This window comes from Nonomuraea jiangxiensis, from assembly GCF_900099965.1.
Taxonomy (GTDB): domain Bacteria; phylum Actinomycetota; class Actinomycetes; order Streptosporangiales; family Streptosporangiaceae; genus Nonomuraea; species Nonomuraea jiangxiensis.
The window spans coordinates 59,810-83,617 of sequence record NZ_FNDJ01000013.1 but is presented as its reverse complement, the minus strand read 5'-3'; the positions used below and the strand labels follow the sequence as shown (position 1 = coordinate 83,617).

Here is a 23,808-nt window from a genome sequence, read left to right as displayed (position 1 = left end):
GGCTGGTGATGGGCCGGGCGGGGGCTGCTGATGGTGGTTTCGTGGTGGGCGGGGGGCGGGTTGCGGGGGTTGGGGCGGGATTGGGAGCTCGGGGGTTGGCGAATTTCTGGGGCTCTCGTGAAAAACGCTTGCGGCAACGTTGGGTGCTGCTACGGTTACGGACCGTTGAGGGGTGAGTCCACGGACCGGCCTCACATCGTGAGGTCGGTTCTGGAGCTGGGGAGGTCACGTGGCGCGCGCGGCGGTGGAGTGGCTGAGGGCGAATGCCCTCGCTGCGCGCTGCCTGCCCGTGACCGCCCCGGCGCACGGCGCGGCCACCGATCGGGTCGACCGGATGGCGCGGTTCGCGGCCGGTGCCCGTCGGCTTGTCGTGCGGGCGTTCGCCATGGGCGTCCTGGTGGCCGCCGGGTGGTTGCTTGCCGTTGTGTTCGGCATGCTCACCGCCGCTCCGGCGGCCGCGGACGACACCATGGTGACCGCCACGACGGCCACGACAGCGGCGACTGACGTCGGCGCACCTCAGCCCCACGACCTCACCGGTCAGCCGTACGGCCTCGGAGGCCGTACGGACGCCTCGGCGTCGGACAACGCCGAGGCGATGGCCGGACGCACGGTCGATGGGCTCAACAGCCAGTCGGATCCTGGCCTGCCCGCACCGTCCACCGCCGGAAAGATCCTGGACACCGATGGACTGGTGCCCAACGGCGGTGGCAGTGGCCCGTTCGGGGCCGCTGCGGGGGATGTCGCGAGGTCCGTGTTCGACCCGCGGCTGCAGGCCCGGCGCGCCATCCTGGCGTCGGTGCCGACCCCCGTCGTTCGCACAGCGGCGGACGATCCTTCTTTCTCACCTGACTGATTCCCGCCCCCAGGCGCCGGCCAAGGCATTCATCGGCCACCGGCTCCTGCTCGAAGGTACGCGGCGGAGCGTGGCGAGCGTCCCCTCCGCCGGCGGGTGCACATGTCAGTACATCCGGTTCGTGATCTGAGCCCGCGGTCTCCGCTGTACGTGAGAGACCACGTGTGGCCCCGGGCTGCCCGCGAACCGTTCAGGTATCCCCCCAAGAACCACTAGGAGCATTCATCATGCGTACGTGGGCAAAGGCATCAACCCCCGCGGCCCTGCTGGCGGTCGCCGTCATGTCGTTCGGCGGCGCCGGCGCCGCACTGGCCGACACCTCGGGTGACGCGTCGGTCGGCGGCGGCAACCAGGTCGACCTGCCCGTCTCCCTCCCCATCGACATCAGCGGCAACTCCGTCGCCGCGGTCGGCTCGGCCAGCGCCAGTTCGCAGGGCGGCGCCGAGGTCGTCAACCACGGCCGGGGCATCCCCAACAGGACCTCGGGCGACGCGAGCGTGCTCGGCGGCAACCAGGTCAACGCGCCTATCAGCGCCCCGATCAACGCCTGCGGCAACGCCATCTCCCTGATCGGCAAGTCCGACGCGGGCTGCAAGGGCGGGGCCACCGTCCGCAACCAGGGCAAGGGAGGCGCGGGCGGCAACCGTACCTCGGGGAACGCGAGCGTGCTCGGCGGCAACCAGGTCGTCGCGCCCATCAGTGCCCCGGTGAACCTCTGCGGCAACGCGGTCGCGATCTTCGGGGACGCGACGGCGGGTTGCAAGGGCGGCTCCAGCGTCTACAACACCGGTGTCGGCGCGGGTGGCAACCGTACCTCGGGGAACGCGAGCGTGCTCGGCGGTAACCAGGTCGTCGCGCCCATCAGTGCCCCGGTGAACATCTGCGGCAACGCGATCGCGGTGGCCGGACGGGCGTTCGCGGGCTGCCGGGGCGGCTCGACCGTCACCAACAACGGCGGTCCAGGCAGCCGCTACCAGCGGCACGCGAAGGTCGGATCGACCGGCAACGACACCGACGGGCGCTTCGGGGTGGGCAGCGGCAACCAGGTCATCGCCCCGATCAGCCTGCCCGTCGAAGCCTGCGGCAACGCCGTGGGCAACGCGTCGGCCGGGTGCACGGGCGGCGCGAGCGTACTGAACTCTGGCGGCGGGTCAGGGGCCGGCGGCAACACCACATCCGGGCGGGCCGGCGTGCTGAGCGGCAACCAGGTCATCGCCCCGGTCACCGCGCCGATCAACGTCTGCGGCAACGCGGTGGCCGTGCTCGGCCAGGCGTTCGCGGGCTGCAAGGGCGGCGCGCACGTCAAGAACGGCGGCCGGGGCGCGGGTGGCAACCGTACCTCCGGGAACGCGGGCGTCCTGTCCGGCAACCAGGCCGTGGCGCCGATCACCGCCCCGATCAACGTCTGCGGCAACGCGGCCGCCGTGCTGGGGGCGTCGGAGGCCCACTGCAAGGGCGGCGCCCACGCATGGCCGCACCGGGGCGTAGGTGGCGGCGGCAACCGTACCTCCGGCAGGGCGGGGGTGCTGGCGGGCAACCAGGTCGTCGCGCCGATCACCGCGCCGATCAATGTCTGCGGCAACGCCGTGGCCGTGCTGGGTGACGCCGCGGCCGGCTGCCTGGGCGGGGCGAACGTCGGCAAGGCCGGCGCCGGGTCTCCCGGCCTCAACCGCTTCGCCCACGCCACCGGCAAGGCGGCGCCCCCGAAGGGCGGGTTGCTGCCGATAGTGCCTGCCGTGCCGTTCCTGTCCGGGCTGCAGGACGCCAACGGGGTCACCCAGGGGCTCCGGGGCGTCACCGGTGCCGCCGCGCCGCTGCAGGGAGGAACGGGGCTCGCAGACCGGCTGCGGGACACCGGCGCCGTCGGCACGCAGTTCCAGGACGTGAACAGCATCGCCCAGCCGCTGCAGGACGCGAACACCGCCGCCTCGGCCGGTGACATGACCGCGCTGCCCGTGGTCGGGGACGCCTCCAGGACGCTGCCCATGGTCCAGGACGCCTCCAAGGCGCTGCCCGTGGTCGGCGAGGCCGCCACGTCCCTGCCGGTGGTCGCCGACGCCTCCCAGGCGCTCGGCCTGCCGCAGGTTCCCGAGCTGCCCGGCCTGCCCGCCGAGGCGCGGAAGCCGTCGAGGACCGCGCACGCCGCGCCGGCCGACAAGGCCGGGCGTTCTCGCCCGACGAACGCGATCTCCCCGCTCCAGCCGGCCACCCAGCTGGTCGCCTCCACCCCGGTCGGCGGCGCCGTGACCTCGGCCACGAGCGGCCTGCCGGTCTCCGGCCTCGGCCTGATGAGCGCCGAGCAGCCCGCCGGCGTCACCGGGATGAACTCCAGCTCGCTGCTGGCTCTCATGCTCGGCTCGCTGTTCGCCGCCTCGGTCATGCTGTTCGGGGCTGCTCGCCGGGTCCGGTTCGGCCGTAAGTAGGCGGATTCGGTTCGCCGGCAGGTAAGGGAAATGGCAAGCACGAGTACAAGGTCCGGCTACTGCTCACCTACCTGTGAGTAGTCAGCGGTAGACGCTTTGCCCGTTCCGGGGGCGCGGCCCGGGGCGGGCAAAGCCATGTCCGCGGCCGACCGTCCACGGTCAACCGGCGAGTCAAAGCGTGCGGCGTACCCGCATGACCTTGCGGCGGAGCCGTACGTGACGGCTTCCGTCGGGATGGACGCGTACGCGGGCGAGCTCCCACTGACCGTACTCTGCGTGTTCGGTCAGCAGTTGACGTGCTGCTTCGCGAGTGAGGTCGCGCGGAATGAAGATATCCATGTAGGAGTAGTCGAGCACAACGATTAGTCTCCAGGGTGAGTCAGGGCGCCATGCCGCTCGATGGGCCTTATTCTGCGTGCTTGCGGGTGGAGCCGGAAGCTAGTGGGTAGCCCCGGGGAAGGAAATTTCCGAGAGTCGGGTTACCTTTCAGTCTGTGCCCACTCCCGGCAGGGGGATTTGCAAGCGAACAGCGAGGTAGGAAGCAGCGTGCCAGCCAAGAACGGCAGCGCCGGCGGAACACGCCTGGTCATCGTCGAGTCGCCAGCCAAGGCGAAGACGATTGCCGGGTACCTCGGGCGCGGCTACATCGTCGAATCGAGCATCGGCCACATCCGCGACCTGCCGGAGAAGGCCGACGACATCCCTGAGAAGTTCAAGGAGTTCCCGTGGGCGCGTCTGGGTGTCAATGTCGAGCACGAGTTCGAGCCGCTGTACGTGGTCAACCCCGACAAGAGGTCGCAGGTCAACAAGCTGCGGCAGCTGCTGAAGGACGCTGACGAGCTCTACCTGGCGACCGACGAGGACCGCGAGGGCGAGGCCATCGCCTGGCACCTGCGCGAGGTGCTCAAGCCGAAGGTCCCCGTGCATCGCATGGTGTTCCACGAGATCACCCCGCAGGCCATCCAGGACGCGGTCGCCAACCCGCGCGACCTCAACCTGCGCCTGGTCGACGCCCAGGAGACGCGGCGCATCCTTGACCGGCTCTACGGCTACGAGGTCAGCCCCGTCCTGTGGAAGAAGGTCAAGCCGCGGCTGTCGGCGGGCCGGGTGCAGTCGGTGGCGACGCGGCTGGTGGTGGAGCGCGAGCGGGATCGCATGGCGTTCACCCCTGCCCACTATTGGGACCTTCAAGCGCTGTTCGACACCAACAAGCCGGAGGAGCGGCCGCGCGACTTCACCGCGGCGCTGACCGGGGTGGACGGCAAGCGGGTGGCGCAGGGGCGTGACTTCGCCAGTACGGGGCGGCTGAAGAGCGCCGACGTGCTGCACCTGTCGGAGGAGGCCGCGGGTCAGCTGGCCGCCAGGCTGCGGGATTCGTCGTTCGCGGTCAGGTCGGTCGAGCGCAAGCCGTACACGCGCAAGCCGTACGCGCCTTTCCGGACGACCACATTGCAGCAAGAGGCCAGCCGGAAGCTGGGGTTCTCCGCCAAATACACGATGCAGGTGGCCCAGCGGCTTTATGAGAACGGGTTCATCACCTACATGCGTACCGACAGCATCACGCTGTCGGAGACCGCTGTGGCGGCGGCGCGCTCGCAGGCGATCAAGCTGTACGGCGCCGCATACGTGCCCGACAAGCCCCGCGTCTACAGCAGCAAGGTGAAGAGCGCGCAGGAGGCGCACGAGGCGATCAGGCCCTCCGGCGAGGAGTTCCGCACGCCGGGCGAGACCGGGCTTTCGGGCGACATGTTCCGGCTGTACGAGCTGATCTGGCAGCGTACGGTGTCCTCGCAGATGAAGGACGCCGTGGGCGAGTCGATCAGCGTGAAGGTGGCGGGCAGGTCGGCCACCGGCGAGGACGTCGAGTTCAGCGCCACCGGCCGGACGATCACCTTCTACGGGTTCCTGAAGGCGTACGTGGAGGGGGCCGACGACCCCTCGACCGACCGCGACGACTCCGAGAAGCGGCTGCCCAGCCTGGCCGAGGGCGACGTGCTGACCGCGAAGCGGATGGAGGTGGCCGGCCACTCGACCAAGCCGCCCGCGCGTTACACCGAGGCCTCGCTGGTCAAGGAGCTGGAGGATCGGGAGATCGGGCGGCCTTCGACGTACGCCTCGATCATCGGGACGATCCTCGACCGCGGTTACGTGTTCAAGAAGGGGACGGCGCTGGTGCCGTCGTTCCTGGCGTTCGCCGTGGTCAACCTGCTGGAGCAGCATTTCGGCAACCTGGTCGACTACGACTTCACGGCCGAGATGGAGAAGGTGCTCGACGACATCGCCAACGACCGGGCGGAGCGGGTGCCGGAGCTGCAGCGGTTCTACTACGGCGCCGACGGTGACGAGGGTCTCAAGGAGATGGTCACCGACCTGGGGGACATCGACGCCAAGGAGATCAGCTCGTTCCCGGTGAAGGGCACGGACATCGTCCTGCGGGTCGGGCGCTACGGCCCCTATCTGGACCGGGACGGCGCCCGGGTGAACGTTCCCGAGGACATGACGCCCGACGAGCTGACCGCGGAGAAGGCGGAGGAGCTGTTCTCGCGGCCGACGGGTGATCGGCAGCTGGGGCACGACCCGGTGAGCGGGCACATGATCGTGGCCAAGGACGGCCGGTACGGGCCTTATGTGACAGAGGTCCTGCCCGAGCCGGCCGTGGACGAGGACGCTCCCAAGCGGCGCACGAAGAAGGCCGACGCGCCGAAGCCGCGTACGAGCTCGCTGTTCAAGACGATGTCGCTGGACACGATCACGCTGGAGGACGCGCTCCGGCTGCTGACGATTCCCAGGGTGGTGGGGGAGCTGGACGGCGAGGAGGTCGTGGCGCGTAACGGGCAGTTCGGGCCGTACATCAAGAAGGGCGGCGACTCGCGGTCGCTGGCGTCCGAGGAGGACCTGCTGACGGTCACGATCGAGCAGGCCAAGGCGCTGTTCGCGCAACCGAAGCAGCGCGGGCGGCGGGCCACGGCGGCGGCGCCGCTGCGCGAGCTGGGCGACGATCCGAACTCCAAGAAGCCCGTGGTGGTGAAGGAGGGGCGGTTCGGGCCTTATGTGACCGACGGTGAGACGAACGCGTCGTTGCGCAAGGGCGACACGGTCGAGGACATCACGATCGACCGGGCGGCCGAGTTGCTGGCCGAGCGGCGTGAGCGGGCGCCCGCACCGAAGAAGACCACCCGGAAGGCGCCGGCGAAGAAGGCTCCCGCGAAGAAACCCGCGGCCAAGCCGTAGGAGCGCGCCTCCTCCGGGAGGGTGCTGGTCGCGGGGGTCGTCGGACGTTGGGCCGTCGGACGTTGGGCCGTCGGTCGTGAGGGGCCGTCGGACGTGGGGCCATCGGTGGTGAGGAGCCGTCGGTCGTGGGGGCCGTCCGACGTGCTCGCCGGAAGTAGCATCGTGGTGTGATCGTCCTGATCTTCTTGGGCCTGGTTTTGCTCGGGCACTGGTACGTGTGGCACCGGATGGTGCGTTCGAGCACGGCTCCCGGGCGGGTGCGCAAGGCGCTGACCTGGGCTCTGGCGGGACTGCTCGCGGTGCTCGTGGCGACGTTCGCGGGCAGCAGGCTGGGCGTGGCGCACTGGCTGGCGTGGCCTGGGTTCGTGTGGCTGGCGTTGCTGTTCTACCTCGTGGTTTTCCTCGTCGTGCTGGAGATTCCGCGGGCCGTCGCCGGGGTTGTCCTGCGGAGGCCGGGGCGGGCGCCGGTGGCCGAGCCCGTGCCTGTCATGGCGGGTGCGGAGAGCCCGATCAGGGAGGCTGGGACGACTGCGCTCGCGGACGCGGGGCCGGAGGCCGGGCCTATGAGCAGGCGGCTGTTTCTCGGGCGGACCACCGCCGTCATCGCCGGTGCCGGTGCGCTGGGGACGGTCGGGTACGGCATGGCGACGGCCCTCGGCGACCCGGTGATCGAGCGGGTCGGGGTCGCGCTGCCGAAGCTGGATCCGCGGCTCGGCGGCCTGCGGTTCGCCGTGGTGAGCGACATCCACCTGGGGCCGCTCACCGGCGTGGCGCACACCGAGCGGATCGTCCGCATGATCAACGGGCTTCAGGCCGACGTCGTGGCGATCGTGGGAGACCTGGTGGACGGGTCGGTGGCCGAGCTGGGGCCGCTGGCGCGGCCGTTAAAGAGCCTGGAGTCCCGCTACGGGGCCTTTTTCGTGACCGGCAATCATGAATACTTCTCGGCCGGCGGCCCCGCCGAGTGGATCGAGGAGCTCGGGCAACTCGGTGTCCGCTCGTTGCGAAACGAGCGGGTGGAGATCAGGCATCAGGGTGCCGTGCTCGACCTGGCCGGGGTGAACGACCTCAACGGCACCTCCTCGAACGACGGCCCCGACTTCGGCAAGGCCCTCGGCAACCGTGACACCAGCCGGTCCGTGGTGCTGCTCGCGCACCAGCCGGTGATGGTCGACCAGGCCGCGCGGCACGGCGTCGACCTGCAGTTGTCCGGGCACACGCACGGCGGGCAGATCGCGCCGTTCAACCTGGTGGTGGGGTTGCAGCAGCCGGTGGTGTCGGGGCTGGCCGCGATCGACGGCGTACAGGTCTACGTGACCAGGGGCGCCGGGTTCTGGGGGCCGCCCGTGCGGGTCGGGGCGCCGCCCGAGATCACGCTGCTGGAGTTGGGCGGCTGACTTTCCGCGATCCGGTAGTCACGGAGTGCCATCGTGCCCTAGTATCCAACCGGATACCTTTCGGAGGTGGGCATGGTCTCTTCCCCGGTGGAGCAGGCGTTCCGGCAGGACGTCGCGTTCTGGGCCAAACGCGGCGGGCTGCTGTTCAGGCAGGCCAGGCATGCCGCCAGCCTCAACCAGAAGGCCCTGGCCAGCGTCAGCGGCACCTCCAGGACGACCCTGTCGGCCTATGAGCACGGCAGGAAGTCGCCGACGCTGGAGACCGCGGGCCGCATTCTCGACGCGGCCGGGTTTCGGCTGGTGCTGGAGGCGAAGGTCGAGTTCGCCGCCCGGGCGGCCGGCGACGGCCGGACTTTTCACGTGCCGAGCCGCCTGCACCGGCTGCCGCTCGCCGCGGCGCTCGGCCGCGTACGGCTGCGGGGGCGGGTCTACGACCTGGCCGACCGCGACGAGCGCCGGGCGGCCTACGTCGCGCTGCTGTGCGAGGGCGGGCCCCAGGAGCTGCTCGACCACGTGGACGGCGTGCTCCTCCTCGACCTCTGGGACGAGCTGATCCTGCCGCAGGAGATCCGGGCCGAGTGGGCGCCTTTGGTGGAAGAGGCCCGGCAAGAGGCCGGAGATATGAATTGATGACGTTTTGGGGCGCTTTTTCGAGGTGTGTATCCTGCGCGCCGGCCTGCGATCGTAATACTCTCAGCCACGAGCATCCGGGAAAAATCCGGTTCATCTGTTGTCCGCCCGCTTCTTGCCAACACCTGGATACGCTGAAATCATGACTGCCCCTGGCCGAAGCCGCCCCGCCCACGTGCTGGCCAATGCGCCGTTCCGACGGCTCTGGACGGCAATGTCGGTGTGCAGTCTGGGTGACTGGCTCAATCTCCTGGCACTGACCGCGCTCGCCGGAAACCTCACCCAGCACGACGACTACCGGGTCCAGTCACTGGCCATCGGCGGTGTCTTCATCGCCAAGATGCTGCCCGCGATCCTGCTCGGGCCGCTCGCGGGCGTGTTCGCCGACCGGTTCGACCGGCGGCTGACGATGGTCACGGCCGACGTGGCCAGGTTCGCCGTGGTGCTGTCGATCCCGTTCGTGCAGAGCTACCAGTGGATCATCATCGCGACCGTCCTGGTCGAGTGCATCAACCTCTTCTGGGTCCCGGCCAAGGACGCCACGGTGCCCAACCTGGTGCCCAAGGAGCAGCTGGAGTCGGCCAACCAGCTCAACCTGCTGGTGACCTACGGCACGGCGCCGGTCGCGGCCCTGCTCTTCGCGGCGCTGTCCGTGGTGGGCGACGTGGCCACGAACGTGGTGCCGTTCATGTCCGGCCGGGACACCACCGGCATCGCGCTGACCGTGAACGCCTGCGCCTATCTCGTGTCGGCGTTCCTGATCTTCACGCTGCGCGGCATCCCCAGGCGCGACGGCGCCATCTCGACGCCTTCGGTGCTCAAGCAGGTCGTCGAGGGCTGGCGGTTCGTCGGTGGCAACCGGCTGGTGCGCGGCCTGATCATCGGGATGCTCGGGGCGTTCGCGGCGGGCGGGGCCGTGGTGGGCGTGGCGAAGATCTACGTGGAGGCGCTCGGCGGCGGCGACGCGGCCTACGGCGTCGTCTTCGGGGCGGTCTTCGTCGGCATGGCGCTGGGCATGTTCTTCGGGCCCCGGCTGCTGCGGGAGCTGTCGCGGCGGCGGCTGTTCGGGCTGGCGATCACGGTGGCGGGGCTGGTGCTCGTGGCCATCGCCCTGGTGCACAACCTGGTGATCGTGGTCATGCTGACCGTGGTGCTGGGGGCGTGCGCGGGGATCTCCTGGATCATCGGCTACACGTTGATCGGGCTCGAGGTCGAGGACGGGCTGCGCGGCCGTACGTTCTCGTTCCTGCAGTCCACCGCCCGGGTGACCCTGCTGCTCGTGGTCGCCGTGGCCAACCCGCTGGCCGCGATCTACGGCGTGCGGAGGCTGGATCTGGGCGAGGTCACCTACCGGTTCGACGGGTCCAACCTGGTGCTGCTGATCGGCGGGGCGCTCGCCATCACGGTCGGCATCCTGGCGCTGCGGCACATGGACGACAGGAAGGGCGTCTCGCTGTCCGCGGACCTGATCGCCGCGGTGCGGGGCGAGCGGTTCCCCACCGAGTCGCCCGAGCACGTGCCCGGCCTGTTCCTGGCGTTCGAGGGCGGCGAGGGCTCCGGCAAGACCACCCAGTCGCGGCTGATCGCCATCTGGCTGCGTGACCAGGGTTTCGACGTCGTACAGACGCGGGAGCCGGGCTCCACCAAGGTCGGCATGCGGCTGCGGGCCATCCTGCTTGACGCGGCCGAGCGCGGGTTGTCGGCGCGCGCTGAGGCGCTGCTCTACGCCGCCGACCGGGCCGAGCACGTGGAGAAGGTGATCCGGCCGGCCCTCTACCGGGGGTCGCTGGTGATCACGGATCGTTACGTCGACTCGTCGCTCGCCTACCAGGGCGCCGGGCGGGCGCTGGCCCCCGAAGACGTGTCCAAGATCAACGCTTGGGCCACGGGCGGGCTGGTGCCGCATCTGACGGTGCTCATCGACACGCCGCCGCAGGTGGGGTTGCGCCGGCTGGGCGGGGCGGCCGATCGGATCGAGTCGGAGCCGCTGGAGTTCCACGAGCGGGTGCGCAAGGAGTTCCGGGCGCTGGCGGCCGCGGCTCCCGAGCGGTATCTGGTGGTGGACGGGACGCTGGCGACCGAGGTGATCACCCGGCAGATCCAGGACCGGATCCGGGAGCTGCTGCCCGACCCGGTGCCGCGCGAGTCGGAGGACTCCACGGGGACCATGCCTGCGATTCGCGACTAGTTCGTTCCGATGCCGCTGCCGAGGGGTGGCGGCTGGCTGTGCGGGCTTTGCGTTGAGGTGGGCGGCTGGTTGTGGAGGTGGTTGTCGGTGTTCGCGGATAGCCTTACCTCGTGGCGGTTTTCGATGACCTCGTGGGGCAGGACCAGGCGATAGCGGTGCTGTCGCGGGCAGCCGTGGCGGCCGGGGAGGTCGTCGCGGGCGGGCGGGGCGCGGGCATGACACATGCCTGGTTGTTCACCGGGCCGCCGGGCTCCGGCCGCGAGCACGCCGCCCGCGCCTTCGCCGCGGCGCTGCTCTGCCCGGACGGCGGTTGCGGCCACTGTGACCAGTGCCACCAGGCGCTGATCGGCTCGCATCCCGACCTGGAGACCGTACGCCCCGAGGGGTTGTCCTACAGCGTCAAGCAGACCCGCGAGCTGATCCTGCGGGCGGCCGGCGCCCCCACGCAGGGCCGGTGGCGGGTGATCCTGTTCGAGGACGCCGACCGGGCCACGGAATCCGCCGCCAACGCCCTGCTCAAGGCCATCGAGGAGCCGCCACCGCGGACGGTCTGGCTGCTGTGCGCGCCAGCTCCGGACGATCTGATGATCACCATCCGGTCGCGGTGCCGCCTGGTCAATCTGGTCACCCCTGCCCCGGAGGCTGTGGCGCACGTGCTGGCCACGCGGGACAGCGTGCCGTGGGAGGTGGCGACGTTCGCCGCCAGGGCCGCTCAGGGGCACATCAGCAGGGCTCGGGCGCTGGCTCTGGACGAGGAGGTCCGGCGGCGGCGCGAGTCCGTGCTGGGCATCCCGCGCTCGCTGACCGGGGTCGGGGAGTGCGTCACGGCGGCCGAGCGGCTGGTGAAGACGGCCGAGGAGGAGGCCGCCGCCGCCACGGCGGTGCTCAACGAGAGCGAGACCTCCGAGTTGCGCAAGCTGTACGGGGAGGGGTCCACCGGCAAGGGGCTCAACCGAGGGCTCGTGCGGGGCGGCGCCGGGGCGTTGAAGGAGCTGGAGGACCGGCAGAAGTCCCGGGCCACCCGGATCAAGCGGGATTCCCTGGACGCGGCGCTGCTGGAGTTGGTGTCGTTCTATCGGGACGTGCTGGCCATGCAGTTCGGGGCCGGGGTCGAGCTGGCCAATGATGATGTCCGGTTCGACCTGGATCAGCTGGCGAAGGCGTCCACCCCCGAGGAGACTTTGCGGCGGATCGACGCGGTCATGTTGTGCCGGGAGCGGCTCGGGCTGAACGTGAATCCGCAGATGGCCGTCGAGGCGATGATGCTGGCGTTGCGGGGCTGACCTTCGGGTGGCCCTCGGCTCGCGGATGAGGCGTGGCCGAGCGCTCGTGGTGCTGTGACGATCGCCGGAAGATGGCGGGGTGGCTGAAGCAGCGGATGGGGCCTACGGGCGTCTCTGTGATGTGGAAGTCGAACTACTCACGCAACAAGAGGCCCTGGCGCGGCAGCGGGTCGATGTGGCGTCGATCTTCGCCGAGCATCATGTCGGTCTCGTACGGCTGGCACTGATCATGGTCGGCGATCAGGCGAGCGCCGAAGACGTCGTCCAGGAGGCGTTCGCGCGTACCCATGCCGGCCAGTCCAGGTTGCGGGACGCCGACAAGGCGCTGGCCTACGTGCGTTCCGCGGTGCTCAACGGGTGCCGGTCGGTGTTACGCAGGCGGGCGAGGGTGTTCCGGCGCGCTGTGCCGTACGAACCGCCTGTCTGGTCGGCGGAGAGCGCCGTCCTGCTGGGCGAGGAGCGGCGGGAGGTGCTGCTCGCGCTGCGGAAGTTGCCGCGCAGGCAGCGGGAGGCGTTGACGCTGCGCTACTACTTCGATCTCTCCGACCAGGAGATCGCCGAAACGATGGGGACCGGCGCGAGCACGGTGAGATCCACGATCGCGCGAGGGCTGGCGGCCCTCGGCCGAGCGCTTGGGGAGGACGCATGAGCGGTCCGGTGGAAGACAGGTTGCGCGACGCCCTGGCCGGCGCGGGGGAGACGATCGACGCCAGCACGCTGCAGCCGCTGCGGACGCGGGAGCGACGGAGGTTCCGGGTGAACTTGCGGCTGGTCACCGTTTCCGTGGTCGTGGTGCTCGCGGGTGCGGTGGCGGCCGTGGGGTGGGGCGGCGGTCTCGGCGGTGAGGATCGGGCGGTGGCGACGAATCCGCAGCCGACCAAGGAAGTGGCCGTCTACCTGTGTACGGAGTCGGCGCCGAAGGAGACCTCGTGTCACGGGCGCGCCGCCACGCTTGAAGAGATGAAGGCGATCGAGAGCTACCTGCGTGGGTGGCCGGGGGTCGAGTCGTTCTTCTTCGTGGACCAGGCCCTCTCCTACGCGAATTTCCGGCGCGAGTACGTGCACGACAAGGCATTGCTGAACGAGGTCAAGGCCACGGACCTGGCCCCGGCGTTCCGGGTGAAGACCAAGGGGGGAGTCACCCAGCAGCAGGTGGCGCGGGCCATGGGGATGGCCGGTGTGCGGAGCGTACAGGTTCTCCCTACGCCCGACGAGATGGCGCGGGTGAAAGGAGATATGACGATGGCTGTCTTCCTCTGCACGAAGGGGACGTGGCAGCCTTCGTGCCGGGAAAAGGTCGAGCGCTATGAGCACGGCGTCGTCAGGACCGTCGACGTCGGCAAGGAAGCGACGAAGGCCCAGAAAGACGCCATCCGGAAGATCGCCCAGATGCCGGAGGTCGAGTCGTACGTTTTCGAGAGCCAGGAGATGGCATACGAGAACTTCCGGCGCTCCTTCAGCAAGAACACGGCGCTTCTGCAGGCGACCCAAGTGGAGGACATGCCCCAGTCCTTCAGGTTGACGATGAAACAGGGGGCCGATTGGAGCAAGGTCTTCAACAAGATGAAGCGGCAGCCGGGGGTGGCACAGGTCGTCTACAACGCCTGCCTTGTCGGGGAGACCTTGCTGGAATTCAACTACGGGTTGTCCCTGCCGGACAGCATGGCGTGCGTGGCCGGCACATGATCCGGTGAAGATCCGCGCCGGTGGCCCTCACTCTCGGCGGGCGTACGCACGTAATGTGGCAACGGAGGCCGTACGAACCCCCGAGGCCGTCAGGAGGCGAGCGCTAGCCCATGGGAATGATCATGGCTGTGAGCTTCACCCGTTATGGGAGGCTTTACTACCTCGATCCCGGAGGGCTCAGCCCCAAGGTGGGTGACAAGGTGCTCGTACCGACCGATTCGGGTCCCGAGGTGGCGGAGTGCGTGTGGGCACCGCAATATACGAGCGAGGACATCGACGGGCTGCCGGTGTGCGCGGGGCTGGCGGGCGAGGAACACCTCAACCGTGACGAGGCCAACAAACGCCGCAGGGCCGAAGCCCGTAGCGTGTCCAAGCGGCTGATCAAGCGGCACACGCTGCCGATGAAGGTCGTGGGCATCGACTACCTCGACGAGGACAACGTCTACACCGTCTACTTCTCGGCGCCGCACCGGGTGGACTTCCGGGCGCTGGTACGCGACCTGGCCCGCAACCTGCGAGCCAGGGTCGAGCTGCGGCAGATCGGGCCCAGGGACGAGGCGCGGCTCCAGGGCGGCATCGGGCCCTGCGGGCGCGACCTGTGCTGCGCCACGTTCCTGAAGGACTTCGAGCCGGTGTCCGTACGCATGGCCAAGGACCAGGACCTTCCGGTCAACCCGCTGCGGATCGCGGGCGCGTGCGGGCGGCTGATGTGCTGCCTGAAGTACGAGCATCCGCTGTACGTCGAGACCCGCAACAGAATGCCCAGAGCCGGCAGCCGCGTCAGCACCCCGCAGGGGGACGGAACCGTCGTCGGGCACAACGTACCTTCCGACACGGTGACGGTGCGCCTGGACGACGGTGGCAGGCGCTGTGCCTGCCCGTCGGCGTCGGTGTGCTCGCCCCGCATCCAGCACGAGAAGATGTACGGTCCGGAGCAGGAACCGGGGGATGAGGGTGACGGCGGCGCAGGCGGGTCATGAGGTCGTCCAGGTGACCTGGTGGACCTGGATCTTGGGACGGGAGTGGCGCTGTCGGGCGGGACGATCTGTCCGGGTGTCGGGTGATCAGCGGGAGCGAGAACCCCTTGGGCTCCTGTAGACTCTTGCAAGCTGAACAGCACGCCGCCTTAGCTCAGTCGGCCAGAGCACTTCACTCGTAATGAAGGGGTCTGGGGTTCGAATCCCCAAGGCGGCTCTCGGATCTACCAGGGCGTTCACCTTGATTGGGTGGGCGCCCTGAGTCGTGTCGGTTGCAGTTCTCGTTGCAGTACGCGGCTTCGATCATGGTTGAGACCCCCACAGGGCACGTCCCATGCGCTGCATGCCATCTGCCGCCATGGGCGTAGCCACGTGGGTGTATCGCTGCGTCAACCGGATGTCGGAGTGTCCGAGGATCTCCTGAACCGTCCGGACATGGACGCCCTGCTCAATGAGCAGCGTGCCCGCCGTGTGCCTGCCGTCATGCACACGCGCGTCCCGGACGCCAGCCTCGCCGAGCAGCTCCTTCCAGTCGTCCCAATCGTCGCGCGGGTCGATAGGCCGGCCGTTCGGCTGGCAGAACACAAGGTCGTGGTCCTCCCACACGTTCGCCGCCGCCATGCGTTCTGCCTTCTGCTTGGTCCGGTGCGTCTTCAAGATCGGGATTAGCTCGGGCGGGAGCGGCACGGTTCGCTTGGACTTGCCCTTGGGTGGACGGAACACCAGGCCGCCCCCGGTGCGCTGCGGGCAGGTGCTTGCGTGCCGCGCGCAATCCTTCGGGCACAGGCGCTCCGCGGCGGCCGGAACGCAGATGTGACGACGTCCGGCCTTGCGCTTGGCCTTGGGGCAGTTCTTCAAGCATGCGCGGCGGTGCTTCCCTTCGGTGCACCCCTTGACGTCGGCGCACCCGTGCCGCCAGGTCAGGCGCGAGATCTGCCACCAGACCCGAACCGACCCGCCATCAAGGTCAACGTACTTCCAGCGCAGGCCCAGAGATTCGCCCTGGCGTAATCCAAGCGCGAGCCCGACAGACCAGCGCGCACCGTTCCGGCGCCCTTCCGCTACAGCCAGGATGCGCCGAGCCTCGCTCTGCGTCAGGGGCTCAATCTCCTCGTCGCCGGCCCCAGGAGGATCAACCAGCTTGGCGACGTTCCGGCCGATCTTGTCTCGCCGTACAGCGATCTCGAGGGCACGAGACAGGATGCGGTGCACCTTCAGTGCATGGCTCGGTTTCTTCCCCTCGGTCAACATGCGTGTGTACAGCTTGTCGAGGTGTTCGGGCTGCAACCGGTCGAGCCGGTGCTTTCCCAGGTGCTTGATGATCCAGTTGCGCGTGTCGCTCCAGTAGGACTCAAGCGTAGTCGGGGCAAGGTCTCGGCCGGCGATGTCGTTGAGGTATGTGGTCATCCACTGCTCGACAGTGGGCGCGCGGCCGGGCTTGTCCGTCTTGCCGGCGTCCCGCTTCGCTTCCAGCTCGCGAACCTTCCGCGTGACCTCGGTTTCGGTCTTCCCCGTGCGGTGGCGGCGGTCAGGAGAGCCGTTGTCCTTGATGCCCATCGTGACCCAGCCATGCCACAGGCCGTCGCTTTCGCTGAGGTAGATGGAAGATCGGCCGTTCGGCTTGCGTCCGCTCATCCGGCCTTGCCTTTCTTTCCGGGCGGGAGCTTGCCGCGGAGACGTGCCTCTCTGATCCAGCCTCGAACAGTCGCGACAGGCACGTGCGAATGGTCAGCAATGTCCTTCGCCGGCCTAGGGCTCAACGCAGAGAACGCGCGGTAGTACCAGGCCACGCGCTGGGAGAACTCGTCCGGATCCTCTTCCTTGCGCCTGGCGAGAGGTGCTAGTTCGCGGAGAAACTGCTCACGGGGCATTCCGGTAGCGATGAGCCCGGGAAGGTTCGCAAGTCGCCCCACAGGGATCGACCGCATCACGTCCGTGGTGACGTCCTCTCCAATGACGCAGAGGCCAGAGAGTCGATAGCTTCCGTCCCGGACTTGCCACCTGACGTAGACCTGCACATCGGGATGGACGCCGTTGACCACCTGCCATTCCTCGCCGAGTCGGCTCCACAGCTCGTCTTCGCTCGTCTCGTACTCAGGCAGGCGCCAAGGGTCTGCCGACGTCCTCTCAGGATTGCTCACGTCCGCCAAGGTACAGGGACGTTCCCCTGTTGCTCAATGAGTACGTCGAACCTCTACGTCAACTCTGACGAACTTGCGCGACACGTGGCGGACGTGCTACCCATGTCATCAAGCTAGACGGACTTAACGCTTAAGCGTGTCATCGTTGCTGAAGGGTGCGACATGTCGGACGAAGACCGGAAGCTGATCCCCTGGTGGCCGGACGCTGGGCGCCTGCTCGGGGGACTTGGGCGGACGACGATGCATGGCCTGGTCGCGTCGGGAGAACTGCCCAGCATCACGATCGGGCGCAGGCGCTTCATCGCTACGCGCGACATCGAGGAGTACGTCGAGCGGCGGCGCGAGGCGGCGCGGGGCGGGAGCGCTGCCTGATGAAAGAGCCCCCCGAGACGCAGAACGACCCCGGAGGAGTCGCCACTCCTACCGGGGTCGGATACGACCAGCAGGCCGCCCAAGACCTCGTCAGAGTACCGCGCCAGCGCCAGCCGCGTCACGTCACGGGACAGACATCTCTGCCGATCGTTCCCGCCCTGGCGTTCCCGCCCCAGCCCGGACAGAAGCAGGCCGTCCTCATCGTCGAGGAGTGCCCCGCCTGCGACTGGTGGCACCGGCACAACGCCACCTGGCCCGCAGGAGCCATGCTCGACCGGCGCGGCCGGTGCGGCACTGCGTACACGCTCGTCCCGTACGTGCGCCGCCGCAGGAAGAAGGCGGCCAAGTGAGCGACGTGGACAAGATGCTCGAGCTGCTCGGCGATTACGAGGGCCAGCGGCGCCGCGAAGACCAGTCGTTTGAGGAGGGGTTCCGTCTCGGATTCGAGCACGGGATCGACGTCGGGCGCGGCATGGCCGAACACGAGATTGAGCAGGCATGGAAGGCGCTCGCCGAGAAGGTGCGCGCCATCGGGAAGGGCCAGGCGTGACCGACGACCGCAAGCTCTCCGAGCTGCCCGACGATGAGCTCTTGGAGCGCTTGGAGGCGATGACAACTCGCTGTCCCAACTGCTCCTCGACCGGGCACACCTTCTGCAGTGGGTCCAAGCCTGCCGCTTCGTCCTTCGGTGCCGCGTTAGACGCTGCGCTCGGCGGTCAGCCGGAGAAGGCGCAACTCGTGGATCTCGGCTACGACGACGAAGAGGCGCAGGCCGCGGCCAAGCGGGTTGACCCGATGTACGAGGGCGATCGGCCAGAGCGCCCCGGGCCGACTCCCGACCCTGCAGTCTTCTGCGGCTTCCTCGGCGAGGTGGTTCGGGACCTCGACCCGACGACGGAGGCAGACCCCGTGTCGGTGCTCGCGACGCTCATGACCGCCGCCGGCGTGATGATGGGCCGCAACCCGTACGTGCAGATCGGCGACGACAGACACCCTGCACTCGTCTGGTCGATGATCGTGGGCAAGACGAACTCCGGTCGCAAGGGCGCCTCCAAGGGCACGGCCATGCGGATCATCGCTGGCGCCGACTCCGAGTTCGCACAGGCGCCGCTCCTGACGTCTGGCCTGTCCAGCGGCGAAGGACTGATCGAGGACGTCAAAGACGACCCCGATGACCCAGACCGGGACAAGCGCAGGCTCGTCATGGAGTTGGAGTTCGCCTCGACCATGGCCAGGTGCGCGCGGGAGGGCAACAGCCTGCCCGCCGTGCTGAGGCTGGCATGGGATGGCGAGAACCTCGGCGTAATGACCAAGAAGAAGCTCGTGGCGAGCGGCGCCCACGTCGGGATCGTGGCCCACATCCCGCCGCGGGAGTTTCGTCTCAGGCTCAGCGACAGGGAGATGGCAGGCGGCACCTACAACCGCTTCCTGCCGATCTACTCGCACCGCAATGTGCTGCTGGCGCTGCCGACCGGTGCCCGCTCGGATGTGGTCGCGGCGCACGCGAAGACGTTCCGGGAGCGCATCGACAAGGCCCGTACGTCCAGAGCGGTCGGCATGACGGCCGCCGCCGAGAAGCTATGGGCTGACGAGTACTACCCCGACCTCAGCAGCGATGGCGAGGACGGCACGCTCGCGGAGTTCACCGCGCGGGCCGCCGCCTACTGTCGCCGCCTGGCCATGGTGTACGCCCTCATGGATGGCTGCTCTGTGGTCGATGAGCAGCACCTCAGCGCCGGATACGCGCTGGTCAACTACTCCCATGCCAGCGCGGCCTACGTGCTCGGGACCGCAACTGGGAACCCGGACCTGGACAAGCTCATGGCAGCCGTCCGGAACGCAGGTGCGGCCGGCCTGAAGAAGACGGACGTCACGAAGCTGTTCAGCCACCACAACAGGCTTCAGCGAGCCGACCTGATCAACGACCTTCTGGAGTTCCCCGGCTTCACCGAGGCGGAAGTCCCGACCCGGGGGCGCCCTGGCAAGGTCCTGAAGTTCGTCGAGCCTGGCGAGTAAAGCAAAGAAGGCGAGCAAAGGTGCCTGACCTGCACAGACGCACGTTCGACCCTCGCGAGCAAAGTGCGAGGAAAGCCAGGCCGGACACCTTTGCTCGCACTTACTTCGCGACCCATGCGACAACGTTTCCGCACGTCACACGGCTTATATCGCTTACTTACCTTTCCTCGCAGAACCAGGAGAACTCGTGAGGCGCAAGAGGATCACCACGACGACCGACCATAACCCGGACGGCTGGCCACTCGCCCCGTACGACCACGGTTACCCGGGCGTACACCGGTGCGGCAGCATCCTCGCCAGGACCATCGACGGGCAGCGCGCCTGCCAACAGATCGCCGTGTGGCGGATCCGCACCCGTGGCCGCAACTTCCAGCGGACCGGCTACTACTGCGACAGCGACCTCCCCGACGACGACGGGCCTGCGGCGGCATGACCGACGCTCCACGCCGTACCTCCGCAGTCGTCGGGCTCGACGGGCCGGCCGTCGTCATCTCCGCCCGCGCCTGCGCCTGGCTCGACCGGTACGCCGACCTGCGCCACCTCCGCGCCCGGTACGCCGCCCTGGTCGACGACGAGATCACACAGACGCTCGTCAACATGGGCGTACTCGCCGCCGACTGGCGCAACCGCCACGGCGCCAGTCCCGCCCACGGGACCGCCATAGCGGACAACACGGGACAACCGCCACCGTTGGAACTCACCACGCAGCAGGCCGCGGACCTGATCGGGATCACCCCGTCCGGCATCCGCAAAGCGATCAACCGCGGCCAGCTCGACGCCACCAGAAGCAACGGCCGGTGGACCATCTCCCGCGGAGACGCCGAGATGTACCGCACCCGTCCACCAGCGCAACACGGAGGACCGTAACGTGCCGCTCGACAAGCAGACCCGCGAAGCGATCCTGAAACTCAAGCAGACCAACGCGGGCAAGGCCAAACGCATCCGCGAGGACAAGCGCAACAGCACCGAAGGCATCCGCCGCAAGCTGGCCGTCCTCGACGCGCAAGAGAGAGCCGCGATCTCCGCCCTCTGGCAAGACGGCAGCCGCCGCCACGCCGCCGCCGTCGACAAGTACTCCCGCCACATGTTCGGCATCCAGCCGGGAGACGGCGACCCCATCCAGGCCGCGAAAGAACTCCGCGCCTGCACCGAACGGGCCAACGCCATCAACAGCGTCGCCGACGCCGAGCAACTGGCAGCCGCAGCCCGCCGGCTCGGAGACACCCTCCTCGAACGCGCCATCTTCGCCCGCGCATGGGACCTGTGCAAGACCGACCTAGGCGCCCAGAAGTGGGGCGGCATCGTCCGCAGCTACCTCGACCGGAACCCCCAGGTACGCCCCGTCGCCCAGCAGCTCGGCGACCTCCTCGACGCCGACACCGCGCAGGCACGCATGCAAGACCAGATCATCTGTGGCCGCTCGCGCGCCCCCGAACTCAGCCTCCTGACCGACCAAGAGATAGACCTCATCGCCGCAGAGGAAACACAGGGGGGTGCCGCATGAACGACCCCATCCGGGCATGGCACCAGGCCAGGCAATACCGGGGCTTCACGCTGCCTGACCCACCACCCGTGCCAGCCGAGCCCTACCCGGTGGAGTCCCTCACACCAGGCGCAGGCATGAGAGCAGACCCCGAGGTGCCCGACGTGTTCAACAGGTTCCTACGCGACCAGCTCGACGGCGCGTACGGGTCCACGATCGGGTCCTACTGAGCGGCTCGGAAGTGGGCAACCGAGCGGCGGCAGATGCGGACGGCTTTGCTCCTCCTTTCACGTCCGCATCGTGGCAGCCAGGCGGGCCGACTCTCCGAGATTGGGGAGTCGGCCCGCCATTCACCAGCAAGCGAGAGGCGACACAGTGGCGCGAAGAGTACAGAGCAACCCGCGCAACCGCGTAGAGAGCGGCTCACGGCGCAGCAGCCCCCGGCCTGTCGACTGGCCGGCGAGAGTGCAGCTCGTACTCAAGCGCGACGGCTCATGCCGATGGCTCACGGACGGGCAACTCTGCGGCAGCGTCGAGCGGCTTGAGGTCGACCACATCGACGACCCCACCGACCACGACCTGTCGAACCTCCGCGCGCTGTGCCACGAGCACCACAAGCTGCGCACACAAGCACAGATCACAGCAGGAGTCCGCGCCTACTACACCACACGCAGCAGGAAGCGACCAGACGAGCCGCATCCCGGACTGATCAAGAAGTGATTGTGCACATGAGAACAATGTCCGAAATGGTGGGGTATGACCCCTTTCGAAATTTGCCCGCGAGCCCGGTCCGGCAATGCATGGCTGGCCGTGCGTGCCCGATCTCGCGTTTTTCAGGCCGGTGAAAGGGGTGTCAGATGACCAAGAAGGCGACCGTTCCCGCTGGTCTGGGGCCTTCGGGTGCGGAGTTGTGGGAGGACGTTACCGCGCTGGGGCCGCTTCCTCCGCATAAGCTCCGCATCCTGTTGGACGCGTGCCGTGAGGCGGACCTGGTTGACGAGCTGGAGGCGGCTCGGGTGGGCCGGCCGTTGGAGGTGAAGGGGTCGATGGGTCAGCCGGTGGCCGCTCCGCTGGTGTCGGAGCTGCCGAAGCACCGGGCGTTGGTGGCGGCCCTGCTGGGCAAGCTCGGACTACCGGATGAGGTGGTGGACGAGCGCCCCAAGTCGTCGAGGCGCTCTGAGTCGGCCAGGGCCGCGGCGCGTGCCCGCTGGGGCTCTGCTGGGGTGTCGGCGTGATCGTGCCTCCTGTGTCCGCTGACGGCCTTCCTGTGGGCAAGCCGGACGCGTACGGCATCCGCTCGGTCGGCTATGACGTGCTCGCCTGGGGGGCTGAGATGCTCGCCCAACCGGACGGGGATCGCGCTGGCGAGCCGTGGGTGTGGACGGACTCTCAGGCGCGGTTGATCCTGTGGTGGTACGCCGTCGATCAGGCGGGGGCGTGGCTGTTCCGCCGTGGCCAGGTGGTGTTGCCGAAGGGCGCCGGCAAGTCGCCGATGGCCGCCGCGGTGTCGTGTGTGGAGCTGGCCGGTCCGGTGGTGTTCGACGGGTTCGACTCGACCGGCGAGGCAACGGGCAGGCCGCACCCGTCGCCGCATGTGCAGTTGGCGGCGGTGTCGCAGGATCAGGCGTACAACACGATGTCGCTGGTGTTGTCGATGCTCGGCAACGGTAGGGCCGCGGATGAGGTCGAGGGGCTCGACTTGGGGGTGACGCGGGTCCGTACCCGGGCGGGCAAGCTGGAGCCGGTGACCGCGTCGGCGCCGTCGAGGGAGGGGCAGCGGTTGACGGCCGCGATCCTCGACGAGCCGCACCTGTGGACGCTGGCCAATCACGGCGTGCGCCTGGCCGCGACGCTGCGCCGCAACCTTGGCAAGACGGGTGGCCGCTCGTTGGAGACGACGAACTGTTGGCGCCCTGGCGAGGGCTCGGTGGCGGAGGAGACGTCCGCGTACGCCGATCTGATCGCTTCTGGTGGCGTCGTGGATGGCGGGCTGCTGCGCTTCCACCCGAAAGCGGTTGTGGCGGACCTGGCCGACGAGACGCAGTTGCGCGCCGGCCTGGCCGCTCTGTATGCGGACAGCCCGTGGATCAACATAGATCGGATCGTGGCTGAGGTGTACGACGTGAACACGCACCCGTCGGACGCCCGCCGCTACTACTTGAATGAGGTGGCCGTGGCTGAGGACTCCCTGATCGCCGCGCACGAGTGGGACGCCTGCGAGAGCCCAGAGCGGCTACAGAACGGCGACACGATCACGCTCGGGTTCGACGGTGGCAAGAGCGACGACGCCACGGCGCTGGTGGCGATGCGTGTCTCGGACCGCCTCCTGCAGACGCTCGGCATCTGGGAGTGCCCGGAGCCTCCGCATGACAAGGGCTGGCAGGTGGACCGCGAGGCGGTCAACGACATGGTCAGGCTGGCGTTCGACGCCTACAACGTGGTGGCGTTCTTCGCGGACGTTGAGCAGTGGACGTCGTACATCGACATGTGGTCTGTCGACTTCCGGGACAAGCTGTTGGTGTCCGCCTCGCCTAATTCTCCGGTGGGGTGGGACATGCGCGGGCGTCAGCAGGCGTCCACCCTGGCGAATGAGCGCCTGGCCGCGGCTGTCCGGGATCGGCTGGTCAAGCACACGGGGGAGCTGCGGTTGCGTGCTCACGCGTTGAACACCCGCCGCCGGCCGAACCGGTACGGCATCAGCTTCGGGAAGGAAGCCCGCGGCTCGAAGCGGAAGGTGGACGGGTGGGCCGCGTCGATCCTGGCCGACCAGGCACGGCATGAGGTGGTCGAGTCGGGCAAGCTCGACCAGCCGAAGAAGAAGCGCACGGGCCGCGTGTACGGGTGGAACTGACCGCGTTTCGAGAGTTTTGCGAGGCTCTACGCGCGTACGCGCGCGAGAGTTTCCGGACTTTCGGGACCCCCTTCTTACGCGCGCGCGTGAGATGGCCCCGCCCCCTTTGTGCTGCCCTCCGTGGCGGGGGACGGGGCCACCGGGTCCGGCTCCCGGGCGCGTGGTGTGGTGTGGGAGCCGGACGTCTTGCGGTGGCCCCGCCCGATCGTCCGGGCTACCACCCCCGGGGGCGGGGCCACTTCCTCCCTGGCGAAAGAGGCAAGAGATCACCAGG

General features: G+C 68.8%; 24 protein-coding genes and 1 tRNA gene. 22 read left to right on the top strand and 3 right to left on the bottom strand.

Going from position 1 to position 23,808, the window contains the following annotated elements; all coding sequences use genetic code 11:
* Positions 1-229: 229 nt before the first annotated feature.
* Positions 230-856: a hypothetical protein gene (locus BLS95_RS27555; protein ID WP_245765309.1), complete on the top strand. Its 627-nt coding sequence runs from the start codon at positions 230-232 to the stop codon at positions 854-856.
* 227 nt (positions 857-1,083) lie between these two features.
* Positions 1,084-3,279: a chaplin family protein gene (locus tag BLS95_RS27550; RefSeq protein ID WP_090937335.1), complete on the top strand. Its 2,196-nt coding sequence runs from the start codon at positions 1,084-1,086 to the stop codon at positions 3,277-3,279.
* Between the two features lie 171 nt (positions 3,280-3,450).
* On the opposite strand, the gene BLS95_RS27545 is transcribed toward BLS95_RS27550, so the two are convergent.
* Positions 3,451-3,636: a DUF5703 family protein gene (locus BLS95_RS27545; RefSeq protein WP_090772450.1), complete on the bottom strand. Its 186-nt coding sequence runs from the start codon at positions 3,634-3,636 to the stop codon at positions 3,451-3,453.
* 189 nt (positions 3,637-3,825) lie between these two features.
* Between BLS95_RS27545 and topA the strand changes: the two genes are divergently transcribed.
* The 9 genes from topA (at position 3,826) to BLS95_RS27500 (ending at position 14,888) form a co-directional block, all read left to right on the top strand.
* Positions 3,826-6,510 (top strand): type I DNA topoisomerase, encoded by a 2,685-nt coding sequence (gene topA / locus BLS95_RS27540; RefSeq protein ID WP_090937332.1) that lies wholly within the window; start codon positions 3,826-3,828, stop codon positions 6,508-6,510.
* Between the two features lie 167 nt (positions 6,511-6,677).
* Positions 6,678-7,907, top strand: coding sequence for a metallophosphoesterase (locus BLS95_RS27535; RefSeq protein ID WP_218136002.1), 1,230 nt, complete (start codon positions 6,678-6,680; stop codon positions 7,905-7,907).
* Positions 7,908-7,979: 72 nt separating this feature from the next.
* Positions 7,980-8,537 carry a helix-turn-helix transcriptional regulator gene (locus tag BLS95_RS27530; RefSeq protein WP_090938007.1) on the top strand — a complete coding sequence of 186 codons (558 nt, stop codon included), beginning with the start codon at positions 7,980-7,982 and terminating at the stop codon, positions 8,535-8,537.
* A gap of 142 nt (positions 8,538-8,679) precedes the next feature.
* Positions 8,680-10,725, top strand: coding sequence for a dTMP kinase (gene tmk, locus BLS95_RS27525; protein WP_090937330.1), 2,046 nt, complete (start codon positions 8,680-8,682; stop codon positions 10,723-10,725).
* 110 nt (positions 10,726-10,835) lie between these two features.
* Positions 10,836-12,008 carry a DNA polymerase III subunit delta' gene (locus tag BLS95_RS27520; protein ID WP_090937328.1) on the top strand — a complete coding sequence of 391 codons (1,173 nt, stop codon included), beginning with the start codon at positions 10,836-10,838 and terminating at the stop codon, positions 12,006-12,008.
* A 121-nt stretch (positions 12,009-12,129) separates the two neighbouring features.
* Entirely contained in the window at positions 12,130-12,657 is a 528-nt protein-coding gene (locus tag BLS95_RS27515; RefSeq protein WP_245765308.1) for a SigE family RNA polymerase sigma factor, read from the top strand.
* Complete coding sequence (locus BLS95_RS27510) at positions 12,654-13,694, top strand: permease-like cell division protein FtsX (RefSeq protein WP_143043892.1); 1,041 nt, start codon at positions 12,654-12,656, stop codon at positions 13,692-13,694. The genes BLS95_RS27515 and BLS95_RS27510 overlap by 4 nt, the downstream gene beginning before the upstream one ends.
* 116 nt (positions 13,695-13,810) lie before the next feature.
* Entirely contained in the window at positions 13,811-14,674 is an 864-nt protein-coding gene (locus BLS95_RS27505) for a PSP1 domain-containing protein (RefSeq protein ID WP_090937325.1), read from the top strand.
* Positions 14,675-14,814: 140 nt separating this feature from the next.
* Positions 14,815-14,888: transfer RNA gene (locus BLS95_RS27500), tRNA-Thr, on the top strand.
* An 86-nt stretch (positions 14,889-14,974) separates the two neighbouring features.
* Here BLS95_RS27500 and BLS95_RS27495 read toward each other — a convergent pair.
* On the bottom strand, positions 14,975-16,306 hold the full coding sequence (locus BLS95_RS27495) for a tyrosine-type recombinase/integrase (protein WP_090937323.1): 1,332 nt from the start codon (positions 16,304-16,306) through the stop codon (positions 14,975-14,977).
* Positions 16,303-16,812 carry a hypothetical protein gene (locus BLS95_RS54430; protein WP_143043891.1) on the bottom strand — a complete coding sequence of 170 codons (510 nt, stop codon included), beginning with the start codon at positions 16,810-16,812 and terminating at the stop codon, positions 16,303-16,305. Before BLS95_RS54430 ends, BLS95_RS27495 begins: the two co-directional genes overlap by 4 nt.
* Before the next feature lie 162 nt (positions 16,813-16,974).
* On the opposite strand from BLS95_RS54430, the gene BLS95_RS27490 reads away from it, so the two are divergent.
* The 11 genes from BLS95_RS27490 to BLS95_RS27440 all read left to right on the top strand — a co-directional run bounded on the left by BLS95_RS27490 (position 16,975) and on the right by BLS95_RS27440 (position 23,534).
* A complete protein-coding gene (locus BLS95_RS27490; protein ID WP_090937321.1) occupies positions 16,975-17,184 on the top strand; it encodes a helix-turn-helix domain-containing protein in 210 nt (69 codons plus the stop codon).
* Complete coding sequence (locus BLS95_RS27485; protein WP_090937319.1) at positions 17,184-17,534, top strand: hypothetical protein; 351 nt, start codon at positions 17,184-17,186, stop codon at positions 17,532-17,534. Before BLS95_RS27490 ends, BLS95_RS27485 begins: the two co-directional genes overlap by 1 nt.
* A complete protein-coding gene (locus BLS95_RS27480) occupies positions 17,531-17,734 on the top strand; it encodes a hypothetical protein (RefSeq protein ID WP_090937316.1) in 204 nt (67 codons plus the stop codon). The genes BLS95_RS27485 and BLS95_RS27480 overlap by 4 nt, the downstream gene beginning before the upstream one ends.
* Positions 17,731-19,200 (top strand): hypothetical protein, encoded by a 1,470-nt coding sequence (locus BLS95_RS27475; RefSeq protein ID WP_090937313.1) that lies wholly within the window; start codon positions 17,731-17,733, stop codon positions 19,198-19,200. The genes BLS95_RS27480 and BLS95_RS27475 overlap by 4 nt, the downstream gene beginning before the upstream one ends.
* 187 nt (positions 19,201-19,387) lie before the next feature.
* Positions 19,388-19,633 carry a hypothetical protein gene (locus BLS95_RS27470; RefSeq protein WP_090937310.1) on the top strand — a complete coding sequence of 82 codons (246 nt, stop codon included), beginning with the start codon at positions 19,388-19,390 and terminating at the stop codon, positions 19,631-19,633.
* Positions 19,630-20,067, top strand: coding sequence for a helix-turn-helix domain-containing protein (locus tag BLS95_RS27465; RefSeq protein ID WP_090937307.1), 438 nt, complete (start codon positions 19,630-19,632; stop codon positions 20,065-20,067). Before BLS95_RS27470 ends, BLS95_RS27465 begins: the two co-directional genes overlap by 4 nt.
* A 1-nt stretch (position 20,068) precedes the next feature.
* The gene (locus BLS95_RS27460; protein ID WP_090937304.1) at positions 20,069-20,704 is read left to right on the top strand and encodes a hypothetical protein; all 636 of its coding nucleotides are present in this window, start codon (positions 20,069-20,071) and stop codon (positions 20,702-20,704) included.
* On the top strand, positions 20,701-20,913 hold the full coding sequence (locus BLS95_RS27455) for a hypothetical protein (protein WP_090937302.1): 213 nt from the start codon (positions 20,701-20,703) through the stop codon (positions 20,911-20,913). The genes BLS95_RS27460 and BLS95_RS27455 overlap by 4 nt, the downstream gene beginning before the upstream one ends.
* Positions 20,914-21,148: 235 nt before the next feature.
* Positions 21,149-21,403 carry an HNH endonuclease signature motif containing protein gene (locus tag BLS95_RS27450; RefSeq protein ID WP_090937299.1) on the top strand — a complete coding sequence of 85 codons (255 nt, stop codon included), beginning with the start codon at positions 21,149-21,151 and terminating at the stop codon, positions 21,401-21,403.
* A gap of 137 nt (positions 21,404-21,540) precedes the next feature.
* Positions 21,541-21,918: a hypothetical protein gene (locus BLS95_RS27445; RefSeq protein ID WP_090937296.1), complete on the top strand. Its 378-nt coding sequence runs from the start codon at positions 21,541-21,543 to the stop codon at positions 21,916-21,918.
* A gap of 11 nt (positions 21,919-21,929) precedes the next feature.
* A complete protein-coding gene (locus tag BLS95_RS27440) occupies positions 21,930-23,534 on the top strand; it encodes a terminase (RefSeq protein ID WP_245765307.1) in 1,605 nt (534 codons plus the stop codon).
* Positions 23,535-23,808 lie beyond the last annotated feature (274 nt).